The organism is Streptomyces sp. LZ34 (assembly GCF_053890475.1).
In genome coordinates this window covers 6617358-6639723 of record NZ_CM132680.1, presented here as the reverse complement: position 1 = coordinate 6639723, position 22366 = coordinate 6617358, and the positions used below count along the sequence as shown (strand labels likewise).

The 22366-nt window shown below is 72.7% G+C and carries 20 protein-coding genes; 12 read left to right on the top strand and 8 right to left on the bottom strand.

All coding sequences use genetic code 11. The annotated features are described in order from the left end of the window. Positions 1-81: 81 nt before the first annotated feature. The 3 genes from ACWY4P_RS27135 to ACWY4P_RS27125 are packed head-to-tail and all read right to left on the bottom strand — an operon-like array spanning position 82 to position 2603. Entirely contained in the window at positions 82-1077 is a 996-nt protein-coding gene (locus ACWY4P_RS27135; protein ID WP_456202945.1) for a 5-oxoprolinase subunit C family protein, read from the bottom strand. Beyond that, positions 1070-1798 (bottom strand): 5-oxoprolinase subunit B family protein, encoded by a 729-nt coding sequence (locus tag ACWY4P_RS27130; protein WP_456202944.1) that lies wholly within the window; start codon positions 1796-1798, stop codon positions 1070-1072. The genes ACWY4P_RS27135 and ACWY4P_RS27130 overlap by 8 nt, the downstream gene beginning before the upstream one ends. Further along, on the bottom strand, positions 1785-2603 hold the full coding sequence (locus ACWY4P_RS27125) for a LamB/YcsF family protein (protein WP_456202943.1): 819 nt from the start codon (positions 2601-2603) through the stop codon (positions 1785-1787). The genes ACWY4P_RS27130 and ACWY4P_RS27125 overlap by 14 nt, the downstream gene beginning before the upstream one ends. Before the next feature lie 197 nt (positions 2604-2800). On the opposite strand from ACWY4P_RS27125, the gene nac reads away from it, so the two are divergent. From nac to gdhA, 3 genes are all read left to right on the top strand, one after another. Next, positions 2801-3745, top strand: coding sequence for a nitrogen assimilation transcriptional regulator NAC (gene nac / locus ACWY4P_RS27120; protein ID WP_456202942.1), 945 nt, complete (start codon positions 2801-2803; stop codon positions 3743-3745). A gap of 163 nt (positions 3746-3908) precedes the next feature. After that, positions 3909-4916 (top strand): 2-hydroxyacid dehydrogenase, encoded by a 1008-nt coding sequence (locus ACWY4P_RS27115; RefSeq protein WP_456202941.1) that lies wholly within the window; start codon positions 3909-3911, stop codon positions 4914-4916. A 74-nt stretch (positions 4917-4990) separates the two neighbouring features. Then, the gene (gdhA, locus tag ACWY4P_RS27110) at positions 4991-6334 is read left to right on the top strand and encodes an NADP-specific glutamate dehydrogenase (RefSeq protein WP_456202940.1); all 1344 of its coding nucleotides are present in this window, start codon (positions 4991-4993) and stop codon (positions 6332-6334) included. Between the two features lie 339 nt (positions 6335-6673). On the opposite strand, the gene ACWY4P_RS27105 is transcribed toward gdhA, so the two are convergent. Beyond that, the gene (locus tag ACWY4P_RS27105; protein ID WP_456202939.1) at positions 6674-7864 is read right to left on the bottom strand and encodes a PP2C family protein-serine/threonine phosphatase; all 1191 of its coding nucleotides are present in this window, start codon (positions 7862-7864) and stop codon (positions 6674-6676) included. A 120-nt stretch (positions 7865-7984) separates the two neighbouring features. Then, positions 7985-8773: an IclR family transcriptional regulator gene (locus tag ACWY4P_RS27100; protein ID WP_456202938.1), complete on the bottom strand. Its 789-nt coding sequence runs from the start codon at positions 8771-8773 to the stop codon at positions 7985-7987. A 297-nt stretch (positions 8774-9070) separates the two neighbouring features. On the opposite strand from ACWY4P_RS27100, the gene ACWY4P_RS27095 reads away from it, so the two are divergent. From ACWY4P_RS27095 to ACWY4P_RS27070, 6 genes are read left to right on the top strand one after another with little or no spacing between them, the layout of a single operon-like run. Further along, complete coding sequence (locus ACWY4P_RS27095) at positions 9071-9673, top strand: helix-turn-helix domain-containing protein (protein ID WP_456202937.1); 603 nt, start codon at positions 9071-9073, stop codon at positions 9671-9673. A 3-nt stretch (positions 9674-9676) separates the two neighbouring features. Beyond that, positions 9677-10834 (top strand): ABC transporter substrate-binding protein, encoded by a 1158-nt coding sequence (locus ACWY4P_RS27090; RefSeq protein WP_456202936.1) that lies wholly within the window; start codon positions 9677-9679, stop codon positions 10832-10834. Next, entirely contained in the window at positions 10831-11760 is a 930-nt protein-coding gene (locus tag ACWY4P_RS27085) for an ABC transporter permease (RefSeq protein ID WP_456202935.1), read from the top strand. The genes ACWY4P_RS27090 and ACWY4P_RS27085 overlap by 4 nt, the downstream gene beginning before the upstream one ends. Next, the gene (locus ACWY4P_RS27080; RefSeq protein WP_456202934.1) at positions 11757-12539 is read left to right on the top strand and encodes an ABC transporter permease; all 783 of its coding nucleotides are present in this window, start codon (positions 11757-11759) and stop codon (positions 12537-12539) included. Before ACWY4P_RS27085 ends, ACWY4P_RS27080 begins: the two co-directional genes overlap by 4 nt. Further along, a complete protein-coding gene (locus tag ACWY4P_RS27075) occupies positions 12529-13665 on the top strand; it encodes an ABC transporter ATP-binding protein (RefSeq protein ID WP_456202933.1) in 1137 nt (378 codons plus the stop codon). The genes ACWY4P_RS27080 and ACWY4P_RS27075 overlap by 11 nt, the downstream gene beginning before the upstream one ends. 7 nt (positions 13666-13672) lie before the next feature. Further along, on the top strand, positions 13673-15082 hold the full coding sequence (locus tag ACWY4P_RS27070; protein WP_456202932.1) for an NAD(P)/FAD-dependent oxidoreductase: 1410 nt from the start codon (positions 13673-13675) through the stop codon (positions 15080-15082). A gap of 10 nt (positions 15083-15092) precedes the next feature. Here ACWY4P_RS27070 and ACWY4P_RS27065 read toward each other — a convergent pair whose 3' ends face one another. Next, complete coding sequence (locus ACWY4P_RS27065; protein WP_456202931.1) at positions 15093-16283, bottom strand: low temperature requirement protein A; 1191 nt, start codon at positions 16281-16283, stop codon at positions 15093-15095. Between the two features lie 159 nt (positions 16284-16442). On the opposite strand from ACWY4P_RS27065, the gene ACWY4P_RS27060 reads away from it, so the two are divergent. The 3 genes from ACWY4P_RS27060 to ACWY4P_RS27050 are packed head-to-tail and all read left to right on the top strand — an operon-like array spanning position 16443 to position 19322. Then, the gene (locus tag ACWY4P_RS27060) at positions 16443-16661 is read left to right on the top strand and encodes a ferredoxin (RefSeq protein WP_456202930.1); all 219 of its coding nucleotides are present in this window, start codon (positions 16443-16445) and stop codon (positions 16659-16661) included. Continuing rightward, positions 16648-18045 carry an NAD(P)/FAD-dependent oxidoreductase gene (locus tag ACWY4P_RS27055; RefSeq protein WP_456202929.1) on the top strand — a complete coding sequence of 466 codons (1398 nt, stop codon included), beginning with the start codon at positions 16648-16650 and terminating at the stop codon, positions 18043-18045. Before ACWY4P_RS27060 ends, ACWY4P_RS27055 begins: the two co-directional genes overlap by 14 nt. A 26-nt stretch (positions 18046-18071) precedes the next feature. Beyond that, entirely contained in the window at positions 18072-19322 is a 1251-nt protein-coding gene (locus ACWY4P_RS27050; RefSeq protein WP_456202928.1) for a cytochrome P450, read from the top strand. Positions 19323-19353: 31 nt separating this feature from the next. Here the strand turns inward: ACWY4P_RS27050 and ACWY4P_RS27045 are convergent, their stop codons facing one another. Together ACWY4P_RS27045 and ACWY4P_RS27040 are read right to left on the bottom strand one after the other, a co-directional pair. Beyond that, a complete protein-coding gene (locus ACWY4P_RS27045; protein ID WP_456202927.1) occupies positions 19354-20754 on the bottom strand; it encodes a cryptochrome/photolyase family protein in 1401 nt (466 codons plus the stop codon). 16 nt (positions 20755-20770) lie between these two features. After that, on the bottom strand, positions 20771-22294 hold the full coding sequence (locus ACWY4P_RS27040; protein ID WP_456202926.1) for a DUF2867 domain-containing protein: 1524 nt from the start codon (positions 22292-22294) through the stop codon (positions 20771-20773). Positions 22295-22366: the final 72 nt, after the last annotated feature.

Genomic DNA, 22366 nt, shown 5'->3' with positions numbered 1-22366 from the left:
GGACGGGGTGCTACGGCGGGTGCGGGGGGTTCTGCCGGCGGGTGAAGGCAGGAAGGCAGGGGACGGGTGAAGGCAGGGGGCTCAGGGAACGGGCGGGGCGGCGGGGGCGGGGATGCTCAGGGCGTCGAAGACCGCGCGCACGCGGGTTCGCAGGGCGTGGACGGCGTGGCGCTGGGATCGGTGGGCGGCCACCGCGTCGGCGACCGTCCGGCGCCGGAACCGGACGGCCTGGCCGGGCCTGACCTGCCCCAGCGCCGACAGGCCGGTCGCGGTCACCACCGCGAGCACCGGGTAACCGGCGGTGACACCGCGGCCGCGGTGCAGCACCAGCAGCTCGTCGCCCGCGGGGACCTCGACCGCGCCGACCGGCACTCCCCGGGAGAGCACCTCGCCGCGCGCCACCCGTCGCGGTACGTCGCCCGACATGCGCAGCCCGATGTGGTTGCTTTGCGGGCTCACGGTGAACTCCGACCGGAACAGCCGGTCGGCGGAGTCGCCGAACTCCGCCAGGTCGGGGCCGTCGGTCACGTCGATCGTCCAGGACTCGCCGAAGCGCGGTACGGGGGCGCCCATACGGAACAGCGGGATACCGAAGACCGGGTGGTCGACCGGCGGGCAGTGCGTACGGACGACCAGTTCATCGGCGTCGCGCAGCGAGCGCCCGAACCCGATGATCGTGTCGGGGGCGCAGCTGCCGAGCAGGGACGGAGCCTCCACGGAGCCGAGCACGGCGAGGTAGACCCGGATCCCCGACCGGATCCCGGTGATGCTGATCGTCTCCCCGGACCGCACCGACATGGGCTCCCACTGCGGTCGCCGGACGCCTCCGACCGTCACGTCGGCGGGCGCGCCGGTGACCGCGATGAGCACGTCGGTCCGCGGGGTGGCGCTGAAGTCCAGGGCGGTGATCTCGATCAGCGGCGCGCCCTCGTCGTTGCCTGCCAGCACATTGGCGACGCGGGCGGAGTGCTGGTCGAGCGCGCCGTTGACCGGCAGGCCGTAGCGGGAGTGCCCGAACCGCCCGAGGTCCTGCACCACCGAGATGCCCGCCCGGTGGACGGTGAGCGTGTCAGCCATGGGCCGCCGCCAGGGGCGCGCCGGCGTGGTCGTCCCACTGCTCGGGGGAGATCGGTACGAACCGGAAGGTGTCGCCGGGCCGGTACGGGGTCAGCGGCTCGGAGTCGAGGTCGAGAACGCGCAGCGGGGTACGGCCCAGCAAGGGCCAGCCGCCGGGGGAGCGCATCGGGCAGATCACGGCCTGCCGGCCGGCCACCGCTATCGAACCGGGCGGGACGCTCGTCCGCGGCGAGGCCAGCCTGGGGACCGGCCGCGGGAACGCCGGTCCGTCCGTCATCGGGGCGCCCGCCGGGGCGCCGAAGCAGCGGACCGTCAGCGGCGCGCCGGAGTGCAGCTCCACCACCTCCCGCTCGGTCAGCCCCAGCTGCTCGGCGACGACGGGCAGATCGGGGCCGTGCTCGCCCCCGTACACCACCGGGACGACGAACCGCCGGGCCGTCGGCGGGCGGAGGTTGCCCGCGCCGAGCCGGTCGGCCTCGTGCCGCAGGGCGCGCCGGACCGTCTCGTGGTCGGTGCCCAGAGCGTCGAACTCGACGAGCAGCGAGTCGTAGGTGGGCACGATGCCGTACACCCCGCCGGGCCGGGCCGCCTCGATCGCGTCGGCCAGGGCGTGGACGACCTGCCAGGCGCGGTCGCCGCCCATGCCCACGGCCTTGACCACGACGGCCGAGTCGCCGCAGTCCGCGATCACGACGCCGCCGTCCATGTCAGGCGCGCCCATCGGCGATCCGAGCCCGGTCGGCCTTGGCGTCCAGCACCTCGGTCAGCGGCGCGATCTTCACCCCGGCGGCGAGCAGTTCCTGCCGCACGCGGTGCGCGAGTGCGATGGCTCCCGGGGTGTCGCCGTGCAGCAGGACGGTGTCGCACGCGACCGGGATGTCGCGGCCGCCGACACCGCGCACCACGCCCTCGGTCACCATCCGGACCGTCCGCGCGGCGATCTCCCCGCCGTCGTGGATCACCGCGCCGGGCTCGCTCCTCGGCACCAGCGTGCCGTCGTCGCGGTAGGCCCGGTCGGCGATCCCGACGATGCCGACGCGCAGGCCACGGGCGCGCGCGGCCTCGGCGAGCGCTCCGTCCTGAGCCAGCACGATCAAGGGCCCGTCCAAGGAGGCGAAGGAGGCGGCGGCATCGGCCACCGCCGCCGCGTAGTCCGGCCGGGTCGCGACCAGGTTGCCGAGGCGGCCGTGCGGCGCCACATGCCGTACGCGGGTGCCGTGCGCGGCCGCGAACGCCTGGAGAGCGCCCATCTGGTAAAGCGTGTCGGTGCGGACCTCGTCGGGCGTCAGGTCCATCGCGCGGCGGCCGAATCCGAGGAGATCGGGGAAGCTGGGGTGGGCGCCCACGGCGACGCCGCGCTCCACGCAGTGGCGGACGGTGGCGTCCATGATTCTGGGGTCGCCGGCGTGGAATCCGCACGCGATATTCGCCGAGGTGAGCACGGACAACAGCGCCTCGTCGTCGCCCATGGTGTACGCGCCGAATCCCTCGCCGAGATCGGCCACGAGATCGACCGTATTCGTCATGACGTCCTCCGAATAATTGAGGAAAGCGACTCCGGGAATCGGTGTTTGGGTGAACGTAATGCCGGCGACACGAAGCGGCAAATACGCGTTGTGTGTGACGTGATCGCCGCTGGATATGACCCCGCCGCGTACACACCACCGTCCGCGCCGCCCGGCGGCGCCTACCATGAGGCTCCGCCGAGGCTGGAGGCTCGCTCATGGACACCAGGCGTCTTTACTCATTCGTGAAGATCGTGGATGCCGGGAGCATCACGCGTGCGGCCGACATCCTGCATATCGCGCAGCCCGCCCTCAGCCAGCAACTCTCGATGCTGGAGGCGCAGTTCAAACAGCAATTGCTGATCCGCAGCAAGCGCGGGGTGGCGCCGACCGAGGCGGGCCGCGCGCTGTACCGGCACGCGCAGCTCATCCTGCGCCAGGTCGAGCTGGCCCACTCGGCGGTCGATGTGTCCGGCCGGGCGCCGGCCGGCAGCGTCTCGGTGGGCCTGGCCCCGTACAGCATGGGCGCGGCGCTCGCGCTGCCGCTGCTGCGGACCGTGCGCGAGCGCTATCCCGACATCCTGCTGCACATCAACGAGAACTTCGGCGGCGTCATCAGCGAGGCGATCATGACCGGCCGCATGGACATGGCCTTCATCTACGGGGCCGGCCCGCTGCGGGGCGTGCAGTTCGAGCCGCTGCGCACCGAGGACCTGTTCCTGATCGCCGCGCCGGGCGGCGCCGCGCCGGCGTCCCGGGGCGAGGACGTCTCCCTTGAGGAGCTGGCCGACGTGGGCCTGCTGCTGCCCAGCCGCATCCACACCATCCGCCAGGTCGTCGAGGCCGCGTTCCACCAGGCCTCGCTCCAGCCGAGAGTGGTGGGCGAGATCGAGTCGGTGCTGACGCTGGTCAGCGCCGTCGGGGCCGACCTCGGGGCGACGGTGCTGCCCTGGTCGGCGGCGCGCGCCATCCTCGACGTACGGCACCTGGTGGTGCGCCGGATAGTGAACCCGACCATCCAGGTCAAACTGTCCCTCTGTACCTCCGACCATCAGCCGCTGTCGGAACCCGCCCATGCCGTGCACGACCTGTTTCACGAACTGATCGCCGCCTTCGGCGAGGGGGATTCCTCCTCCTCTTCCGCGGCTTCTTCCGCGGCCTGATCAGAGCCGGTTATTCCGACCGCCGATCGCGTCACACAAAACATCTATTGGTTGCCGAACCGCACGCTGACTAACGTTTTTCCGCACACCGACATCGTCCGATTCGCAAAGAACGGACAGCGCGAAAAGCGCTTGAAACGCGGTAGAAGCACTGGAGAAATAGATGAAGCAGCGTGTGCTCGTCACCCGTGCCGACCTCCCCGGTGGGGGTCTCGCCCGCCTGGCGTCCCGGGCGGAGGTCGTGCGCCGGCCCGGCGCGGGCAAGCCCGGCCCGGCGGAACTGGCCGAACGGGCCGAGGGCGCGGCTGCGATCCTGGCCCTGGGCAACGACCGGGTGGACGCCGCCCTGCTGGACGCCGCCGGGCCCGCGCTGCGCGTCGTCGCCCTGGCGAGCATGGGGTACGACGCGGTCGACCGGGAAGCGGCGGCGACGCGCGGCGTCGTGGTCACCCACACCCCAGGCGTGCTCGCCGAGACCACCGCCGACCTCGCCTTCGCCCTGATCCTGATGGCCCGCAGGCGGCTCGGCGCCGCCCGCGACGCGCTGGCCGCCGGGCGGTGGGACCTGTTCCGGATGGATGACTACCTGGGCCTGGATGTGCACGGCAGCACGCTCGGCCTGATCGGCTACGGCCAGATCGGGCGGGCCGTCGCCCGGCGCGCCCGGGGATTCGGCATGCGGCTGCTGCACCACGACCCGTACGCGCCCGCGGCCGCGGCCGATCCGGACTCCCGGGCCGTGGACCTGCCCACCCTCCTCGCCGAGGCCGACGTGGTCTCGCTGCACGTCCCGCTCACCCCGCAGACCCGCCATCTCATCGGCGCGGCGGAACTGGCCTCCATGAAGTCCACTGCCACACTGGTCAACACCTCACGCGGGGGCATCGTCGACGAAGATGCCCTGCTCCAGGCCGTACGGGACCGGGTCATCCACTCGGCGGCCCTGGACGTCTTCGAACGCGAGCCCATGGGGGCCGAGCTGTCACCGCTGGTCGGCGAACCCCATGTGATCACGCTCCCGCACATCGGTTCGGCCACCGAGGCCACCCGTGCCGCCATGGTGGACCTCGCGGTGGACAACGTCCTGGAGGTACTCGCCGGGCGACCGGCGCACACTCCGCTGCCGGGCAGCTCCCCCACCCCCGGCACACCGAATCGACGGCTCGACTGACGGCTCAACCGACGGCTCGCTGAACGCTCACAGAGCAGCTCACGTGATGGAGAGAAAGGACAGAAAGGGCACCCATGGACGTCACCGCTCGCATCGAGTCCGTGTACGCGCAGATCGTGCGCCGTAACCCCGGGGAAGCGGAGTTCCACCAGGCGGCGAGCGAGGTGCTGCACAGCCTCGCGCCCGCGCTCCGCGCGCATCCGGACCATCTCGACGCCCGGATCGTGGAGCGGCTGTGCGAACCGGAGCGGCAGATCATCTTCCGGGTGCCCTGGGTCGACGACCTGGGGGACATCCACGTCAACCGTGGCTTCCGGGTGGAGTTCAACAGCGCGCTCGGCCCCTACAAGGGCGGCCTGCGCTTCCACCCCAGCGTCAACCTGGGCATCGTCAAGTTCCTCGGCTTCGAGCAGATCTTCAAGAACGCGCTGACCGGGCTGTCGATCGGCGGCGGCAAGGGCGGCGCGGACTTCGACCCCAAGGGGCGCTCCGACGGCGAGGTCATGCGCTTCTGCCAGTCCTTCATGACCGAACTCCACCGGCACATCGGCGAACACACCGATGTGCCGGCCGGGGACATCGGGGTGGGCGGGCGCGAGATCGGCTATCTGTTCGGCCAGTACAAGCGGTTGACCAACCGCTTCGAGGCCGGAGTCCTGACCGGCAAGGGCACCGGCTGGGGCGGCTCCCACGCGCGCACCGAGGCCACCGGATACGGCACCGTCCACTTCGCCCAGGAGATGCTGCGCACCCGTGGGCGGGAGTTCGACGGCTGCGACGTGGTCGTCTCGGGCTCCGGCAACGTGGCCGTCTACGCCATCGAGAAGGTGCACGCCCTCGGCGGCCGGGTGGTGGCCTGCTCCGACTCCTCCGGTTACGTCGTCGACCGGGACGGAATCGACCTGGGCCTGCTCAAGGAGGTCAAGGAGGCCCGCCGGGCGCGGATCTCCGACTACGCCCGGGTCAAGGCGGGCGCGGTGTTCTCCGACCGGGGCTCGGTGTTCGAGGTGGACTGCGACATCGCCCTGCCCTGCGCCACCCAGAACGAGCTGGCCGAGCAGGACGCCGTCGCGCTGGTGAAGAACGGCGTGCTGGCCGTGGCCGAGGGCGCGAACATGCCCTGCACCCCGGCGGCGGTCGAGGTGCTGCGGGAGGCCGGGGTGCTCTTCGGCCCCGGCAAGGCCGCCAACGCCGGCGGAGTGGCCACCTCCGCACTGGAGATGCGGCAGAACGCCGCCCGTGACCGGTGGACCTTCGAGCAGACCGAGACCCGACTCGCCGCCGTCATGACCGATGTCCACGCGCTGTGCCGGGCCACCGCCGAGGAGTACGGAGCCCCCGACGACTACATCCTGGGCGCGAACGTCGCCGGGTATCTGCGGGTGGCGGAGGCCATGGCCGCGCACGGCGTGGTCTGACCTTCACCGCCTGTCGCCCTCCACCGCCTGTCGCCCTCACGCCGGGCACACCCGGCCGGACGGCTCCCCCGGCAGATAGGTGGCGCGTTCGCGCCGGGTGAGGTCCCGGTCGACCATCCCGCAGATCTTGCCGATCATCGCCGCCGGCCGCCGGAGGTCGAGGCAGCCTGCCCGAGCTGGACCGGAGCGGAAGCGACGCGGCACAGCAACTGGTGCCGTCGCACGCCGGGGACGGCGTGGTCGCCGTCTCCTGGGACCCGGTCAGCAGCAGGGTGGGCCCTGATGTGCTGGTCCTCACCGAGGCCCGGCCCTGAACACCTCAGAACGCCTCAGCTGGCCTCAGGGCGCGTGGGTCGTCGGGTCGGCGGCCACCGCCGGAGCGGCGGCCGGGTCCGCGGCGGCCGGCTTGCGGAGCAGCAGCAGCGCCGCGTCGTCGTGGAGCCGGCCGCCGACGTGTGCCAGCAGGTCCTCGTGGAGGGCGGCCAGGGTGCGGGACGGCTCGTCGCAGGCGTGCCGGGCCACCCGCTCGGTGAGCGGGTAGAACGCGCGGCCGCCGTCGCGGGCCTCGGTGACCCCGTCGGTGTACAGCAGCAACTGGTCGCCGTCGGAGAAGCCCAGCACCTGGAGGCTCGGGCGGCGGCCGACGAGGGAGCGCAGGCCCAGTGGCGGGGCCGGGTGGACCGGCTCGACCGCTGTGACACCTGCCGGGCCGACCAGCAGCGGCGGAGCGTGGCCGCAGTTGACGACCTCCATCCGGCCCGGCTGGGGGTATCCGGCGACCACGGCGGTGACGAAGTCGTCGGGGCCGAGGTTGCGGGCCAGGCTGCGCTCGATCCGCTCGACGACGTCCAGCAGGTCCGGCTCGTCGTACGCGGCCTCGCGGAAGACGCCCAGCACCAGCGCGGTGGTGCCGACGGCGGGCAGCCCCTTGCCGCGCACATCGCCGACGATCAGCCGGACGCCGTACGGGGTGGGCACCAGCGCGTACAGGTCGCCGCCGATCCGGGCCTCCGCGGCGGCGGCGCTGTAGCGCACGGCCACCTGGAACGGGCCGACGGTCGCGGGCACCGGCTTGAGCAGGGCGTTCTGGGCGGTCTCGGCGACCGAGCGGACGGCCGCGAGCACCCGTTCGCGGCGCCTGCGCAACAGGCTGGCCAGTGCGCTCGCCAGGGTGACGGCGACCAGCGTGACCAGCGTGACCGCCTGCTGGCGGACCGGCTCACCGGCCCGGGCACCGAGCACCGCGCCCAGCGCCGTGGCGAGGAAGCCGATGCGCAGCACGCCCCAGGGGCGGCAGGTGGCGGCGGCCAGCGCGGGGCCCACGGCGAGCAGCGGAAGCCAGCTCATCTCGGCGTCGCCGAGGAAGACGAGCAGCGCGACCAGGGAGGTGGTCAGCGCGGTCACGACGACCGCGATATACGCACCGCAGCGGGACTGGTCCAGGGAGGCAGCCCAGGATGCGGGGTCCGGCCGCCGGGTGGGCTGCCGATTCGTCCGATGGCCATGGTGATGGTCTCGGGCCTGGCTCATATCCGGGTCTGAACTCTCTCCGCTCGTGGCAGACACGCACACACTGATGTCCGCGATGCCCGTGATGTCCGTGTCCCCTAGATAACAGGAGTCCGGGCAGGGGCCACAAGGGTTCGAATTTCAGATGGTGAGCGAAAGGCCCCTCGTCACGCGGTCGCCGGTGGAGATCAGCCTGGCCCGGATCTCATCCAGGCGCGAGGACCCCAGGCGCGAGGACCCCACGCGCGAGGCCCGGTCCACCCGCAGCGAGACCCCGAGCGAGCCGAGCGTCTCCCCGCTGTAGACGGGCACCGCGAGACAGACCGTGCCGAGGGCGTACTCCTCGCGGTCGACGACGGGCGCGCCGGCCGGGGTGGTGGCGAGCCGCCGGAGCAGCTCGTCCCGGCGGGTGATGGTCCGGGGCGTGAGGTCGGCCAGCGGGTGCCGGGTCAGATAGTCCTGGCGGGACTCGGCGTCCAGCTCGCGCAGCACGCACTTGCCCAGGGCCGTGGCGTGTCCCGCCTCCTCGAACCCCACCCAGAGGTCGACCCGCGGCGCCCGCGGGCTGTCGACGATGTCGGCGACCCTGATCTCGCCGTCCTCGTAGAAGGTCAGATACGCGGCGACCGACAGGTCGTCCCGCAGCGCGGCGAGCGCGGGGCGGACGCGGACCAGCAGCGCCTGGCCGCGGCTTCCCGCGCTCAGGGCGTCGACCTTGTCCCCGACGACGAACCCGCCGTCGTCGAGCTTGCGCGCATACCCGTCGTGACACAGCGTGCGCAACAGGTGGTAGGTGGTGGCCAGGGGCAGCCCGACCTCGCGTGCGAGCTGTTTCGCCGGCGCGCCGCCCTCGTGCGCGCCGACGGCCTCCAGCAGGCGGAAGGCCCGCTGCACGGATGCGATGAGCGTAGGGGCCGCCTGGGCGCTCATGAGTCCAGCTTGCGCCGGGTGCGCGCGGCAGGCAAGGCCTGGCGGCGGCCCCCGAGCCCTGATCAGCCCAAGGTCAGAACCCTGGTCAGTGCGACGCCCGGCCCTGGTCAGCGCGGCGCCCGGCCCTGGTCAGCGCGGCACCCGCCTTCGGTCGGCTCAACTACGGCTGCTTCACGATTACTTCACACATCCGTCGGCTTGTTAAGTAACTCTTGTCACACCAGTTGGATCGTGTCATCGTGCTTTCCAATCATTCTCCGTCGATCACTTCCGCTTCCCACCCCGCCCGGAGCTCAAGTGCCCGTCGATTCGAAGTCGGCCCCCGAACCGCCCGCCGAGCGTCCCGAGTCGGACGTCGGCAGACGGGTGCACGCGTTCCGGCGCCTGCGCCGGATGTCGCTGCGCGCCCTCGCGGAGCGCAGCGACGTCAGCGGGAGCTTCCTCAGCCAGCTCGAGCGCGGGCGCAGCAGCGCCTCGATCTCGACGCTGGCGCGCATCGCCTCCGCCCTCGGCATCACCATGGCCGAGCTGTTCGACACCTCGGCCATCGGCCCCACACCCCTGCGCCCCCAGGACCGGCCGGTGCTCGACTGGGTCGGCGGCGGCCGCAAGACCTCGCTCACCCGAGAGCCGCTGTCCGGGTTCGGGGTGTACGAGGCCGAGTTCGCGCCGGGGGGCTCGACCGGGGACGAGCAGTACAGCCACCCCGGGTGGCACGAGGTGGTCGTGGTGCTGACCAACCAGGTGACCGTGCTGCTCGACACCGAGCGCTTCGTACTCGGCGAGGGAGACAGCCTGGACTTCGACTCCAGGCAGCCGCACCGCATCGTCAACGAGACCGATGCCCTGTCCGTCGTTCACTGGGTGCTGGGCCCCATACAGCCTGGCGACAAGGAGTAGCCGATGTCCCCCCGATCCCCACTCTCCGGAGCATTCCGCGGTACCCGGACCCGGCGGTCCACGATGGCCGGGACCGCCCTCGCGACCGTCGGTGTGCTGCTCACGGCCGGCTGCGCGCAGGGGGGACCCGGCAAGGACGCCGACTCGGCCGACCTCGTCGGCCAGCCGGCGGGCACGGTCAAGAAGGACGCGCTCAAGGGCGTCCGGATGACCTATGTGTCGTACGGCGGGGGCATGCAGGACGGCCAGGAGGGCGCGTTCGTCAAACCGTTCGCCAAGGATTCCGGCGCCGATGTGCTCACCGACGGTCCCACCGACCCCGCCAAGATCAAGGCGCAGGTGAACTCGAAGAACGTGCTGTGGGACGTGGTCGACACCACGCCGTGGGACGCCGCGGCCAACTGCGAGACGCTGTACGAAAAGCTGGACTACAAGATCATCAACACCGGCCAGCTGCCGACCCAGACGCCCGAGTCCCCCTGTATGGTCCCCGCGCTGATCTACGGGTACGGCCTCTACTACGACGCCGACAAGTACGGCGACAACCCGCCCACGAGCTGGGCGGACTTCTTCGACACCGAGAAGTTCCCGGGCAAGCGGGGCGTCGACGGCCGCCCGACCCCCACCCCGGGCATATTCGAGGCGGCCCTGCTGGCCGACGGCGTGGGCCCGAGCAAGCTGTACCCGCTGGACACCAAGCGGGCGCTGCGCAAGTGGGACGGCATCAAGTCCGACCTCACGTACTGGAAGACCGGCGCTCAGCAGACCCAGATCGTGCAGTCCGGCCAGGCGGACATGGTGATGGCCTGGAGCGGCCGCATCTACGAGGCCAATGCCAACGGCGCGAACTTCCGCCCGGTGTGGAACAACAGCTTCACCCTGTACGACGTGTTCGCCGTGCCGAAGGGCTCGAAGAACACCAAGGCCGCGATGGGCCTGATCAACTACGCGCTCGGTGAGGAGCAGCAGACCAGGCAGTCGGAGTACACCAGCTACGCGCCGGTCAACGTCAACTCCAAGCCCACGCTGTCCCCGCAGGCCCAGAAGCTCGACCCGACGCAGGAGAAGGTGCTCAACCAGTCCATCACCCCGGACTTCACCTACTGGGGCAAGAACCGGGACAAGCTGTCCACAGCCTGGTCCGACTGGCTGAACCGATGACAGCGCTCTCCCCCGGTACCACGCCCGGCCGGCCCGACCGGCCGGCCGGGCGGGCCCGGGGCTCCTCCGCCATCACGGAGCGGGCCCCGGGCTCCCGGCGCTGGCTGCTGATCGTGCCGACGGCGCTGCTGGTGCTGGCCGGCTTCGTCTACCCGGTCGCCACGATCGTGGTGCGCAGCGTCACCCAGCCGGAGCCCGGGCTGCAGAACTTCTCCTGGCTGCTGCACGACGCCACCTCGCTCGAGGTGCTGGGCCGCACCCTGACCGTCGCCGCCGTGGCCACGCTGATCACCCTCGTGCTCGGCTATCCGTACGCGTATCTGATGACCGTGTCCGGGCCGGCGCTGCGCGGGCTGCTGATGCTGGCCGTGCTGATGCCGTTCTGGACCAGCCTGATGGTGCGCGTCTTCGCCTGGGTGATCATCCTCCAGGACCACGGCGTGCTCAACACCGTCCTGGACGCGCTGGGCCTGGGCAAGACCCATCTGCTCGGGACCACGACGGGCGTGCTGATCGGCATGTGCCAGATCCTGATGCCGTTCATGGTGCTGCCGCTGTTCAACGCGATGCGCTCGATCGACCGGCGGGTGGTACAGGCCGGCATGATCTGCGGCGCGCCGCCCTGGAAGGCGTTCTGGCGGGTCTTCGTCCCGCTGTCGCTGCCGGGGGTGTTCGCCGGGTCGCTGATGGTGTTCATCCTCTCGCTCGGCTTCTACATCACCCCCGCCGTGCTCGGCTCGCCCCGCCAGGAGCTGCTGCCCAACGCGCTGTACACGCAGATCAGCGAGTTGCTGAACTGGGGCCGCGGCGGGGCGCTCGCGGTCGCGCTGCTGCTCACCGCCGGTGTGCTGCTCGCGGTGACGGCCTGGGTGTCCAAGCGGGTGACCGGCAAGTCGGCCGGGGTCACGGGAGGTCTGGAGCTGTGAGCAGGCGAATCCCCCTGAAGATCTTCGGCGCGCTGGTCGCGCTCTGGCTGGTCGCCCCGACGCTGGTGGTGATCCCGCTCAGCTTCACCGGGCAGCGCTCGCTGGCGTTTCCGCCCGAGCGCTGGTCTCTGCGGTGGTACGAGAACTTCTTCTCGGACAGCCGCTGGGTGGACGATCTGCTGAACTCGTTGCAGATCGGCGCCCTCGTCGGGGTGCTGGCCACGGTGGCGGGCACGGCCGCGAGCTACGCCCTGACCCGCGGCCGGTTCCGGGGCCGCGGCGCGGTGGGCGCGCTGCTGATCGCCCCGATGCTGGTGCCCACGGTCGTCTTCGGCGTGGGCGTCTACGCCCTGTTCCTCCAGCTGCGGCTGGTGGGGACGTTCACCGGGTTCCTGGTCGCGCACACCGTGCTGGCCCTGCCGTTCGTGATCATCCCGGTCTCCTCGGTGCTGTCGCGGTTCGACACCACGCTGGAGCGCGCGGCGGAGATCTGCGGGGCGAGCCGGGCGCGCGCCTTCATCAGCGTCACCCTGCCGGTGATCGCACCCGGTCTGCTGTCCGGGTTCATGTTCGCCTTCGTGACCTCCTTCGACGAGGTCGTGGTGTCCATGTTCATCTCCAGCCCCTACCTGGAGACCCTGCCGGTGCGGATGTACAGCAGCATCCAGCGCGACGTCGATCCCACCATCGCCGCCGCGGCCACCCTCATCATCTGCTTCACCAGCGCGCTGATCGCGATCGCGCTGCTCGCACAATCCCGGAGGCGACGTGTCAGCTGACCTCAAGCGCGGCGAGGGCCGGCGGAACCTCAAAAACAGCGGGGCCGCCGACCTCAAGCGCAGCGGGGCCGCCGTCGAACTGCGCGGCCTGACCAAGACGTACGGGTCGAGCCAGGCCGTGCGCGGCATCGATCTCACCATCGAGCCGGGCGAGTTCATGACGTTCCTGGGCCCCAGCGGCTCGGGCAAGACGACCACGCTCAACATGATCGCCGGGTTTGTCCCGCCGACGTCGGGCGACATCCTGGTCGACGCCAAGCCGCTGAACGCCGTGCCCCCGCACCAGCGCGAGATGGGCATGGTCTTCCAGGGGTACGCGCTGTTTCCGCACCTGAGCGTGTGGGACAACATCGAGTTCCCGCTGCGGCAGCGGCGGATGCCGAAGGCCGAGCGCCGCGAGCTGGTGCGCGCGGCGGTGCGGACCGTACAGCTGGAGGGGTTCGAGCGGCGCCGCCCCGCCCAGCTGTCCGGCGGCCAGCAGCAGCGCGTCGCCTTCGCCCGGGCCATCGTCTACCGGCCGCCGGTGCTGCTGATGGACGAGCCGCTGGGCGCGCTGGACAAGAAGCTCCGCGAGGCCCTTCAGGAGGAGATCCGGGAGATCCACCGCAAGGTCGGCACCACCTTCCTCTACGTCACCCACGACCAGGAGGAGGCGCTCACCCTCTCGGACCGGATCGCCGTCTACAACGACGGGCGGATCGTGCAGGTCGGCACCGCCGAGGAGCTGTACGAGCGGCCGGAGTCGCTGTTCGTCGCCCAGTTCCTCGGCGAGTCCACGCTGCTGCGCGGCGTCGTCCACCCCGACGACCCGGGGCGGCTGCACGCGGGCACATACGGCATCCCGCTCCCGGGCGGACACGCGGTGCGCGGCGACGCCGTCGTGGTGATCCGCCCCGAGCGGCTGCGGCTGTCGGCCGAGCACCCCGCCCCCGGCCGGGCCGCGGTGCCGGTCACCGTGCGCGACGAGACGTATCTCGGCCACTCGCGCAAGCTGACCGTCGCCCTGCCCGGCGGGGGCGCCGGGCTGGTCCGGGAGGGCCCCGGCACCGCCTCCGGGCTGCGCGTCGGCGACACCGGCTTCGCCACCTGGGACCCGGCCGTCGCCGCCGTGGTCCCCGCTACATGACCTATGTGTGAGGACAACCGAAGTGATCAACGGTCAGGTCTCCTTCTGGATGCGGGACACCGCCGGCCCTGACGGCGCCGCCCACCCCGAGCGGCCCCCGCTGGACGGGGACACCACGGTCGACGTGTGCGTCGTCGGCGCCGGATACACCGGGCTGTGGACCGCGTACTGGCTGCGCCAGGCGCTGCCCGACGCCTCGATCCTCGTGGTCGAGGCGCACCACGCCGGCTACGGCGCCTCCGGCCGCAACGGCGGCTGGCTCTCCGGCAAGATGATCGGGCTCTCCCGCCATATGGCCGAGGGCCCCGGGGGCCGGCAGGCGGTGCTCGAACTGCGGCGCGCGGCCGTCGACGCGTTCGACGAGATCCTCGGGATCATGGCCGATCACGACGTGGACGTGGACGCCGTGCACGGCGGCTATCTGACGATCGGCCGCACCCCCTCCGAACTGGCCCGGCTCCGGGCAGCGGTGGCCGCCGAACGCACCTGGGGCATGACCGAGGACGACGTACGGCTGCTGTCCGCGGCCGAGACGGCGGGCCGGATCAGCATCGACGGGGTGCTCGGCGCCGTGTACAGCCCGCACAACGTGCGGCTGCACCCCGGAAAGCTGGTCACCGGCCTCGCCTCGGCCGTCGAAGCCGCCGGGGTCCGGATCGCCGAGCGCACCCCGGCGCTGGACATCCTCCCCGGACAGGTGCGCACCGCGCACGGCACCGTACGGGCCCGCCACATCCTGCGCGCGACCGAGGGATACACCGCGCGGCTGCCCGGCCGCCGCCGGGACATGCTGCCGATGAACAGCTCGATGGTGATCACCGAGCCGCTGTCGGAAACGGACTGGAAGAACATCGGCTGGGCCGGCTCCGAGGCACTCTCCGGCGCCCAGCACACCTACTTCTACGCCCAGCGCACCGCCGACGGCCGGATCGCCCTGGGCGGCCGCGGCCTCCCGTACCGCTTCGGCTCCCGGGTCGACCGGGACGGCCGGCTGGACCGCTGGACCATCGGCCAGCTGGAGGGGGTGCTGCGCGGCCTGTGGCCCGACGTGCGGTTCGAGCTCGCGCATGCGTGGTGCGGCTCGCTGGGCGTACCGCGCGACTGGTCCCCCTCGGTGGTGTGGGACCCGGCGACGGGCCTCGGCCACGCCGGGGGCTACGTCGGACAGGGCGTCACGGCCGCCTATCTGGCCGGCCGGACCCTCGCCGACCTCGTGACCGGAAAGGACACCCGCTACACCCGCCTGCCGTGGTCGGGCCGGAACTCCCCGCGCTGGGAGCCGGAGCCGCTGCGCTGGCTGGGCTCGTACGCGATGTACGGCCTGTACCGCATCGCCGACCTCAGCGAGGGCAGCACCCGCCACGAGCGCACGTCGACCTTCGCGCGGCTGGCCGACACGATCACCGGCCGGCACTGAGCCCCTCTTTTTATGGGCTCGTTCGCGCGGTGACGGCGATCCCGGCGACCACCAGGGCGGCCGTGATCAGGCCGGTGGCCAGGACCGGGGCGCCGGTGAAGGTCACGGCGAGCACCAGCAGCGCGGCGGCGGGGAACAGCGCGGTGTGCAGCAGGGCGACGCGGTGCGGCCGTACGTGCAGGAACCACAGCGCGAGCAGGAAGACCGCCACCGGGACGGTGACGGTGGCGCCCGCCGCCGTACGCCCGATGTGCGCGTGGTGGGTCACCTGGTCGACGTTGACCGCGATGCCCGCGCCGATCGCGGCCGCCGCCCCGAAGACGAAGTAGTGGCCGTAGCCCCAGACGAAGGCGATCCGGGACGAGGTGAGGAAGCTCGCGGCGGGCTTGGCGAAGTACAGCCACCACAGGGAGAACACCGTCAGCAGCCCGCCGCCCGCGACCGCGTACAGCTCGCCGCCCGCCTGGTGGGCGTCCACCGCCTTCTGCACCGCCATGGTCGCGGCCAGCACCGACTCGCCGAGCACGATGATGGTGAACAGGCCGTACCGCTCGGCGATGTGGTGCGGATGCCAGGGCGTCTTCCGGACGCGCTCGGCCCACACCGGCACACACAGGTCGAACAGCGCGACGACGGGGAACAGCGGCATCCACCACGAGGAGGGCAGGAACAGCCAGCCGATCCACAGCGCCTGTGCGACCGCGAGCCCCAGCGCCATCCGGTAGGCGGTCCGGCGGCCCTCTGGGTGGGAGCGGCCCGCCCGCAGCCACAGCGAGACGAGCGCCAGCCGCATGATGATGTAGCCGCTCGCGACGATGGCGAAGTCGTGGTGTGAGAAGGCCCGCGGCACGCCCGCGGCCAGCACCAGCGCGCCGGTGATCATCACCAGGACCACGCCCCGGTACACCGCGTCGTCGACGTCGTACGCGGAGGCGAACCAGGTGAAGTTCATCCACGCCCACCAGATCGCGAAGAACACCGCCAGGTAGCTGGGGACCGCGCTCGCCACATGCCCGTCGGAGAGGTAGTGGTGCGTCTGGGCGGCGACCTGGGCCACCGCCACCACGAAGCATAGGTCGAAGAAGAGCTCCAGCGGCGTGGAGGCCCGGTGTTCCTCCGCCGTGTCGCGCGCGGTCATCCGCCGGAACCAGGCGGAACGGGCGGGCCGGGCGGGTCCGGATCCTGCGGGGCGGTCGTTCATCGTGGGGCTGCCTGTCTCTCCGGTGCCGGTGCGAATGCGTGTGGGGAAATGTAACCGCCGTCCCCTTCACCCCTTCGGCCCGGCTGCGCGCGCGGGCGCGGGCCGGTTCGCCCATGCTGGGCCCGGGAGGGCCGCCGAGCCACCGGAAGGACAGGGCCGATGAGGCTTGTCGTCGATCTCAACCGGTGCCAGGGGTACGCGCAGTGCGTCTTCCTGGCGCCCGACGTGTTCGCCCTGAACGGGGAGGAGTCGCTGCGGTACACGCCTTACGCCGACGACGCGCGCCGTGAGCAGGTGGCCGACGCGGTGGCCGCCTGCCCGGTCCAGGCGATCCTGATGGACGACGTGCCCCCGGTGGCCTCCGATGTCCACCAGTGACAACAGCCTGGCGCGGCTGCGGCGCGAGGGGCGGATCGTGATCGTCGGCGCCTCCCTGGCCGGTCTGCGCGCCGCGGAGACCCTGCGCGAGGAGGGCTTCACCGGCTCGCTCACGCTCATCGGCGACGAGCCCGACCAGCCGTACGACCGTCCGCCGCTGTCCAAGCAGGTGCTGGTGGGCAGCGCGGCCGCGGACCGCACCACGCTGCCCCGGCGCCGGGCGATCGACGCCCACTGGCGCCTGGGGACCGCCGCCACGGGGCTGGATCTGACGGCCCGCCGGGTGCGCCTGGCCGACGGCGACGAGGTGCCGTACGACCGGCTGCTGATCGCCACCGGCGTCCGCTCCCGCCCCTGGCCGCACCCCGCCGAAGCCGAGCTCGACGGCGTCTTCGTGCTGCGCACCAGCCGGGACGCGGCGCGGCTGCGGCGGCGGCTCATGGCCGGGCCCCGGCGGGTGCTGGTCATCGGCGGCGGCTTCACCGGCTCGGAGATCGCCTCCGCCTGCCGGGAGTTGGGGCTGCCCGTCACCGTCGCCGAGCGCGGCCCGACGCCGCTGGTGGGCGCCCTGGGCGGGGTGATCGGCCAGGTCGCGGCGGAGCTGCAGCGGGCGCACGGCGTCGATCTGCGCTGCTCGGTCATGGTCACCGGGCTGGAGGGGGACGCGGCCGGGCGGCTGCGGCGCGCCCATCTGTCCGACGGCACCGCCCTCGACGTGGACCTGGCCGTGGTCGCGCTCGGCGCCGTCCGCAACACCGAGTGGCTGGCCGGATCGGGGCTCGGCGCCGGGCCCCGGGGGGTCGCGTGCGACGCCGGGTGCCGGGCGTTCGACGTCCGGGGCCTGGTCACCGACGACGTGTTCGTGGCCGGGGACGTCGCCCGGTCCCCGCATCCGCTCTTCGGCTACCAGTTCCTGTCCCTCGAACACTGGGGCAACGCCGTCGCGCAGGCCGAGGTCGCGGCGCACAACATGATCAGTGCCGGCCCGGACCGCCGCCCCCACCTGTGGGTCCCCGCCTTCTGGTCCTCGCAGTTCGGGGTGAACATCAAGTCCGTCGGGGTGCCCTCGCTGGGCGAGGAGATCCTGATCGCCCAGGGGGCGCTGGCCGAGCGCAGCTTCACCGGCGTCTACGGCTACCAGGGCCGCGTCATCGCCGCCGTCACCTTCGACCAGGCCAAGTGGCTGGACTTCTACCGGCGGCAGATCGAGACGGCCGCGCCCTTCCCGCCGCCCTTCCGCTCCGTCGACCGGCGGCCCGACGGGCTGCGCCCGGTCCCCGCCGACTTCCCCGACCCCTCCCTGCCGACCCACGGGCCGACCGTGACCCTCAGCGGCTACTCACCCACCGACCGGCGGATCGTCTTCACCCCCGCCCGGGTCTGACCCCCCACCCGGAAGGACTCTCCGTCATGACGCACGGCACGTATCTGCGGCAGATCACCGACTACGCCAACCGCGCCGACCCCTACCCCATTTACGCCGAGCTGCGGAAGACGCCCGTGCTGCGGGACGAGGGCGGCCCGTACCTCGTCAGCACGTACTGGGAGATCCACGGCCTGCTGCACGACCCGCGGCTCAGCTCGGACCCCCGCAACCTCGACCCGGAGGCCGCGGACCTGGTCGCCGTCGACGAGGAGGACGACCCGAGCCTGGCGCCGAGCTTCCTGCGGCTCGACCCGCCCGAGCACGACCGGCTGCGCCGGATCGCGACGTACCCCTTCGGGCCGCCGCACACCCCGCGGCGGATCCACGACATGCGCGGCGAGCTCGCCGGGATCGTCTCCGGCCTCATCGACGAGTTCCAGGGCCGGGACCGGGTCGACCTGGTCGACGACTTCGCGTACCCCTTCCCGGTGACCGTGATCTGCCGGCTGCTCGGGGTGCCCCGCAACGACGAGCCGCTCTTCCACGACTGGGCCGACACCATCGCCTCCAGCCTCGACCCCGCCGCGGGCGCGGACGTCGCCGAGCGGCGCCGCGCCGTCCGGAAGGCCCGTACCGAACTGGGCATGTACCTGTCCGAGCTGATCGAGGAACGCCGCCGCGCACCGCGCGAGGACATGCTCTCCTCGCTCGTCCACGGGGACGGTCCGGACGGCCGGATGACCCACGCCGAACTGGTCAGCACCGCCGTGCTGCTGCTGATCGCCGGGCACGAGACGACGGTCAACCTGATCACCAACGGGATGCTGACCCTGCTGCGCCACCCCGACGTCCTCAAGCGGCTGCGCGACGATCCGCGCCTGGCCGTCCCGCTGGTGGAGGAGGTGCTGCGCTACGAGCCCCCGGTCCAGCTGCTGCCGCAGCGCACCCCGCTCACCGACATCGACATCGCGGGCGTCACCATCCCCAAGGGCGCGGCCGTCTGGCTGATCCTGGCCTCCGGCAACCGCGACCCGCGGCGCTTCCCCGACCCCGACCGGTTCGATCCGGACCGCAAGGACAACCAGCACCTGGGCTTCGGCAGCGGCATCCACATCTGCTACGGCGCGCCGCTGGCCCGGCTGGAGGGGCAGCTCGCGCTGGCCGAGCTCGCCCGCCGGCTGGAGAACCCCCGGCTGCTGGAGGACCCGCCCCCGTACCGCCAGAACGCGCTGCTGCGCGGTCCGCGGCACCTGCCCGTCGAGTTCGACGGCGTACGCGCGGCACGGGAACCCTGAAAGCGGCGCTGGCGGATGCGGATGGCGAAGGTTAGGCGGCACGCCTGAAGCGGGCAAAGCGGGCCGTCGCCTCGGCGAGGTCCACGATCGGGTCGGGGTAGGCCAGGGCGGCGCGGTCCGGGCCGGGCAGCCGCCAGGGGCGGTGCACGGCCGGGCCCTGAACGGCGGCGAGTTCGGGCACCCAGCGGCGTACGTACTCCCCTTCGGGGTCGTGGCGCAGCGCCTGGGTGAGCGGGTTGAGGATCCGGTTGGGGCGGGTGTCGGTGCCGGTGCCGGCCACCCACTGCCAGTTGAGCTGGTTGTTCGCGAGGTCGCCGTCCACCAGCAGCGCGAGGAAGTGCCGGGCTCCGGTGCGCCAGTCGAGGTACAGGGTCTTCGCCAGGAAGCTCGCCGCCAGCAGCCGCGCCCGGCCCGGCATCCAGCCCTCCTGCCTCAGCTGACGCATCGCCGCGTCCACGACCGGACAGCCGGTCAGCCCCTCGCACCAGGCCGCGACCTCATCCGCGTCGTCTCGCCAGCGGTCGTGCCGCGGACGGTAGTCGCGGTGGGCGGCGTCCGGGCGCGCGGCCAGGACCTGGTAGTGGAAGTCCCGCCAGGCCAGCTGGCGGACAAAGGCCTCGGCCCCCGGGCCGTCCGCTTCCAGGGCCCGGCACGCCACCTCCACCGGCGACAGACAGCCGAAGTGCAGATAAGGGGAGAGCCTGGAGGTGGCGTCCCCGGCGAGATCGTCCTGCCGCTCGGCGTAGTCGGCCAGCGGGCCCGACGCCCAGCGCCGCAGCCTGCGGCGGGCCGCCGTCTCTCCCCCGGCGGGCAGGTCCGGGGAGGCCGCGCCCGGGGCCAGGGACGCCGCGGTGGGCAGGGCGGCGGAGCGGATCGAGGGCACGCGGACCGCGCGCGGCGCGGGGAGCCGGGCGCGCCAGGTCTCGCCGCGCCATCGGCGGTAGTACGGGGTGAACACCGCGAAGTGGTCCTTGCCGTGGCACCTGCCCGACTCGCCGTGGCCCCTGCCCGAGGGGACCAGCGCGCCGGGCGCGACCACCGTCACCGCGCCGTCGTGCACCCGCAGCTCCCGCCCCGCGCCGGCCAGCGCCGCCCGCAGCCGCTCCTCCCGCCGCGCCGCGTAACCGCTCACCCCGCCCGCCATATGCACCGCCCCGGCCCCGGTCCGCTCCGCCACCCGGCAGGTCTCCTGGACCACCTCCCCGCGCCGGACGACCAGCCGTCCGCCGCGCGCCCGCAGCGCCGCGTCGAGATCGGCGAGGCAGTCGGCGAGAAAGGCCGCCCTATTGGGCACGACGAAATCGGCTTCCCGTATCCCGGAATCGACGACGAACAGCGGCACCACGCTCTCCGCCTCCCGCAGCGCGCCGTACAGCACCGGGTTGTCGTGCACCCGCAGATCCGCGGTGAACAGGGCGACGCTCACGCGCACCGGCACTCACCCCCGCTCAGCCGGGCACGGCCGCGTGCGCCTCGGCCCTGGCGGCGACGTCCCGGGCCATGCCGTCGAAGACCAGACCGCCGCAGGCCGCGCCGCCCCAGCCGCACAGTTGGCCGGTCAGTCCGTGCGGCTCGAAGACGGCGTGCTGCCGGTACACCGCGCCGCCCGCCCCGTCCTCGCCCACCGAGATCTCCAGCCACGCCGGTCCGGGCAGCGGCAGCTCGGACCTCAGCCGCAGCCGCCGTCGCGGCTCCACCTCCTCCACCCGCCAGAAGCGCAGCCGGTCCCCGGCTCGCAGCGGCGCCGCCTCCCGGCGGCCGAGGTGCAGACCCGCCCCGCCGACCACCGTGTCCAGCCAGCCGCGCAGCGCCCACGCGGGCGGCAGGGACTGCCAGCGGTCCCCGCGCGCGATCCCCTCCACCGCCTGCCAGAGCTCCTCCGGCGCGGCGTCCACCACCCGTTCGCGGTGGTCGACGCGGCGGCTGCCGCCCGCCCAGGGCGGGTCCGTCGGCAGCGGATCGCTCGGCGCGGCCGGGGCGGCGGGGGACCGCAGCGCCAGCCGCAGCGCCTGGTCCAGGGGGAGCGGGCCGCCGAGCGGGCCGGCTGCGCTTCTGGCGGGTGGTGGCACGTGGCGGGCGATGTCCCCCTCCCGGCAGACCACTTCATGCCGCAGCGACTCCACCAACGGGCGGGCGAGGGCGCCCGGCACGGGCGTGACCAGGCCGACCCACAGGCTGGAGAGCCATGGGGTGAGCACCGGCACGGGGATCACCAGCCGCCGCGGCAGCCGGGCGACGGCCGCGTACCGCCGCATCATGTCGCGGTACGTGACCACGTCCGGCCCACCGATGTCGAAGGCGCGGTTCACCTCGTACGGCAGCCGGGCGCAGCCCACCAGCAGCCGGAGCACATCGCGGACGGCGATCGGCTGGGTCCGGGTGCGCACCCAGCGCGGAGTGACCATCACCGGGAGCCGTTCGGTCAGATGGCGCAGCATCTCGAACGAAGCCGAACCCGAGCCGATGATCACACCGGCCCGCAGTACGGCGGTGGGCACTCCCGAGGCCAGCAGGACGCGGCCCACCTCGGCCCGCGAGCGCAGATGGGGCGAGAGGTCGCACTCGGGCACCCCGGATGGGGTCAGCCCGCCGAGGTAGACGATCCGCCGGACCCCCGCGGCGCGCGCCTGCTCCCCGAAGATCCGGGCCGCCCGGCGGTCGGTCTCCTCGAAGCCGGGGCCGGTCCCCAGCGAGTGCACCAGGTAGTACGCGACGTCCATACCCTCCATGGCCGCCCGCACGGACCGCGCGTCCATGACGTCCCCGCGCGCCTGCCCCACCCGCGCCGCCCAGGGGTGCCGGCGCAGCTTGTCGGGCGAGCGAGCCAGGCAGCGCACCGTATGCCGGGCCGCCAGCAGCTCGGGCACCAGCCTGCTGCCGATATAGCCGGTCGCTCCGGTGACCAGGCAGCGCGGCGGCGGGGACGACGGGGACGACGGGGACGACGGGCCGAGACTGCGGCGATCTGCCATGCCGAACTCCGTGAACTGAGCGGCTGCGCGCACCTGCGCGACTCCATGGCCTCCCCCTTGCCATGCTCCGGG

What these genes read in the sequence shown, in the direction of transcription:
- ACWY4P_RS27040 (WP_456202926.1), bottom strand. Translation starts at nt 22,294, where the DNA reads ATGGCAGATCGCCGCAGTCTCGGCCCGTCGTCCCCGTCGTCCCCGTCG.
- ACWY4P_RS27125 (WP_456202943.1), bottom strand. Translation starts at nt 2,603, where the DNA reads ATGACGAATACGGTCGATCTCGTGGCCGATCTCGGCGAGGGATTCGGC.
- ACWY4P_RS27085 (WP_456202935.1), top strand. Translation starts at nt 10,831, where the DNA reads ATGACAGCGCTCTCCCCCGGTACCACGCCCGGCCGGCCCGACCGGCCG.
- ACWY4P_RS27135 (WP_456202945.1), bottom strand. Translation starts at nt 1,077, where the DNA reads ATGGCTGACACGCTCACCGTCCACCGGGCGGGCATCTCGGTGGTGCAG.
- ACWY4P_RS27100 (WP_456202938.1), bottom strand. Translation starts at nt 8,773, where the DNA reads ATGAGCGCCCAGGCGGCCCCTACGCTCATCGCATCCGTGCAGCGGGCC.
- ACWY4P_RS27050 (WP_456202928.1), top strand. Translation starts at nt 18,072, where the DNA reads ATGACGCACGGCACGTATCTGCGGCAGATCACCGACTACGCCAACCGC.
- ACWY4P_RS27090 (WP_456202936.1), top strand. Translation starts at nt 9,677, where the DNA reads ATGTCCCCCCGATCCCCACTCTCCGGAGCATTCCGCGGTACCCGGACC.
- ACWY4P_RS27130 (WP_456202944.1), bottom strand. Translation starts at nt 1,798, where the DNA reads ATGGGCGCGCCTGACATGGACGGCGGCGTCGTGATCGCGGACTGCGGC.
- ACWY4P_RS27060 (WP_456202930.1), top strand. Translation starts at nt 16,443, where the DNA reads ATGAGGCTTGTCGTCGATCTCAACCGGTGCCAGGGGTACGCGCAGTGC.
- nac (WP_456202942.1), top strand. Translation starts at nt 2,801, where the DNA reads ATGGACACCAGGCGTCTTTACTCATTCGTGAAGATCGTGGATGCCGGG.
- ACWY4P_RS27115 (WP_456202941.1), top strand. Translation starts at nt 3,909, where the DNA reads ATGAAGCAGCGTGTGCTCGTCACCCGTGCCGACCTCCCCGGTGGGGGT.
- ACWY4P_RS27065 (WP_456202931.1), bottom strand. Translation starts at nt 16,283, where the DNA reads ATGAACGACCGCCCCGCAGGATCCGGACCCGCCCGGCCCGCCCGTTCC.
- ACWY4P_RS27105 (WP_456202939.1), bottom strand. Translation starts at nt 7,864, where the DNA reads ATGAGCCAGGCCCGAGACCATCACCATGGCCATCGGACGAATCGGCAG.
- ACWY4P_RS27055 (WP_456202929.1), top strand. Translation starts at nt 16,648, where the DNA reads ATGTCCACCAGTGACAACAGCCTGGCGCGGCTGCGGCGCGAGGGGCGG.
- gdhA (WP_456202940.1), top strand. Translation starts at nt 4,991, where the DNA reads ATGGACGTCACCGCTCGCATCGAGTCCGTGTACGCGCAGATCGTGCGC.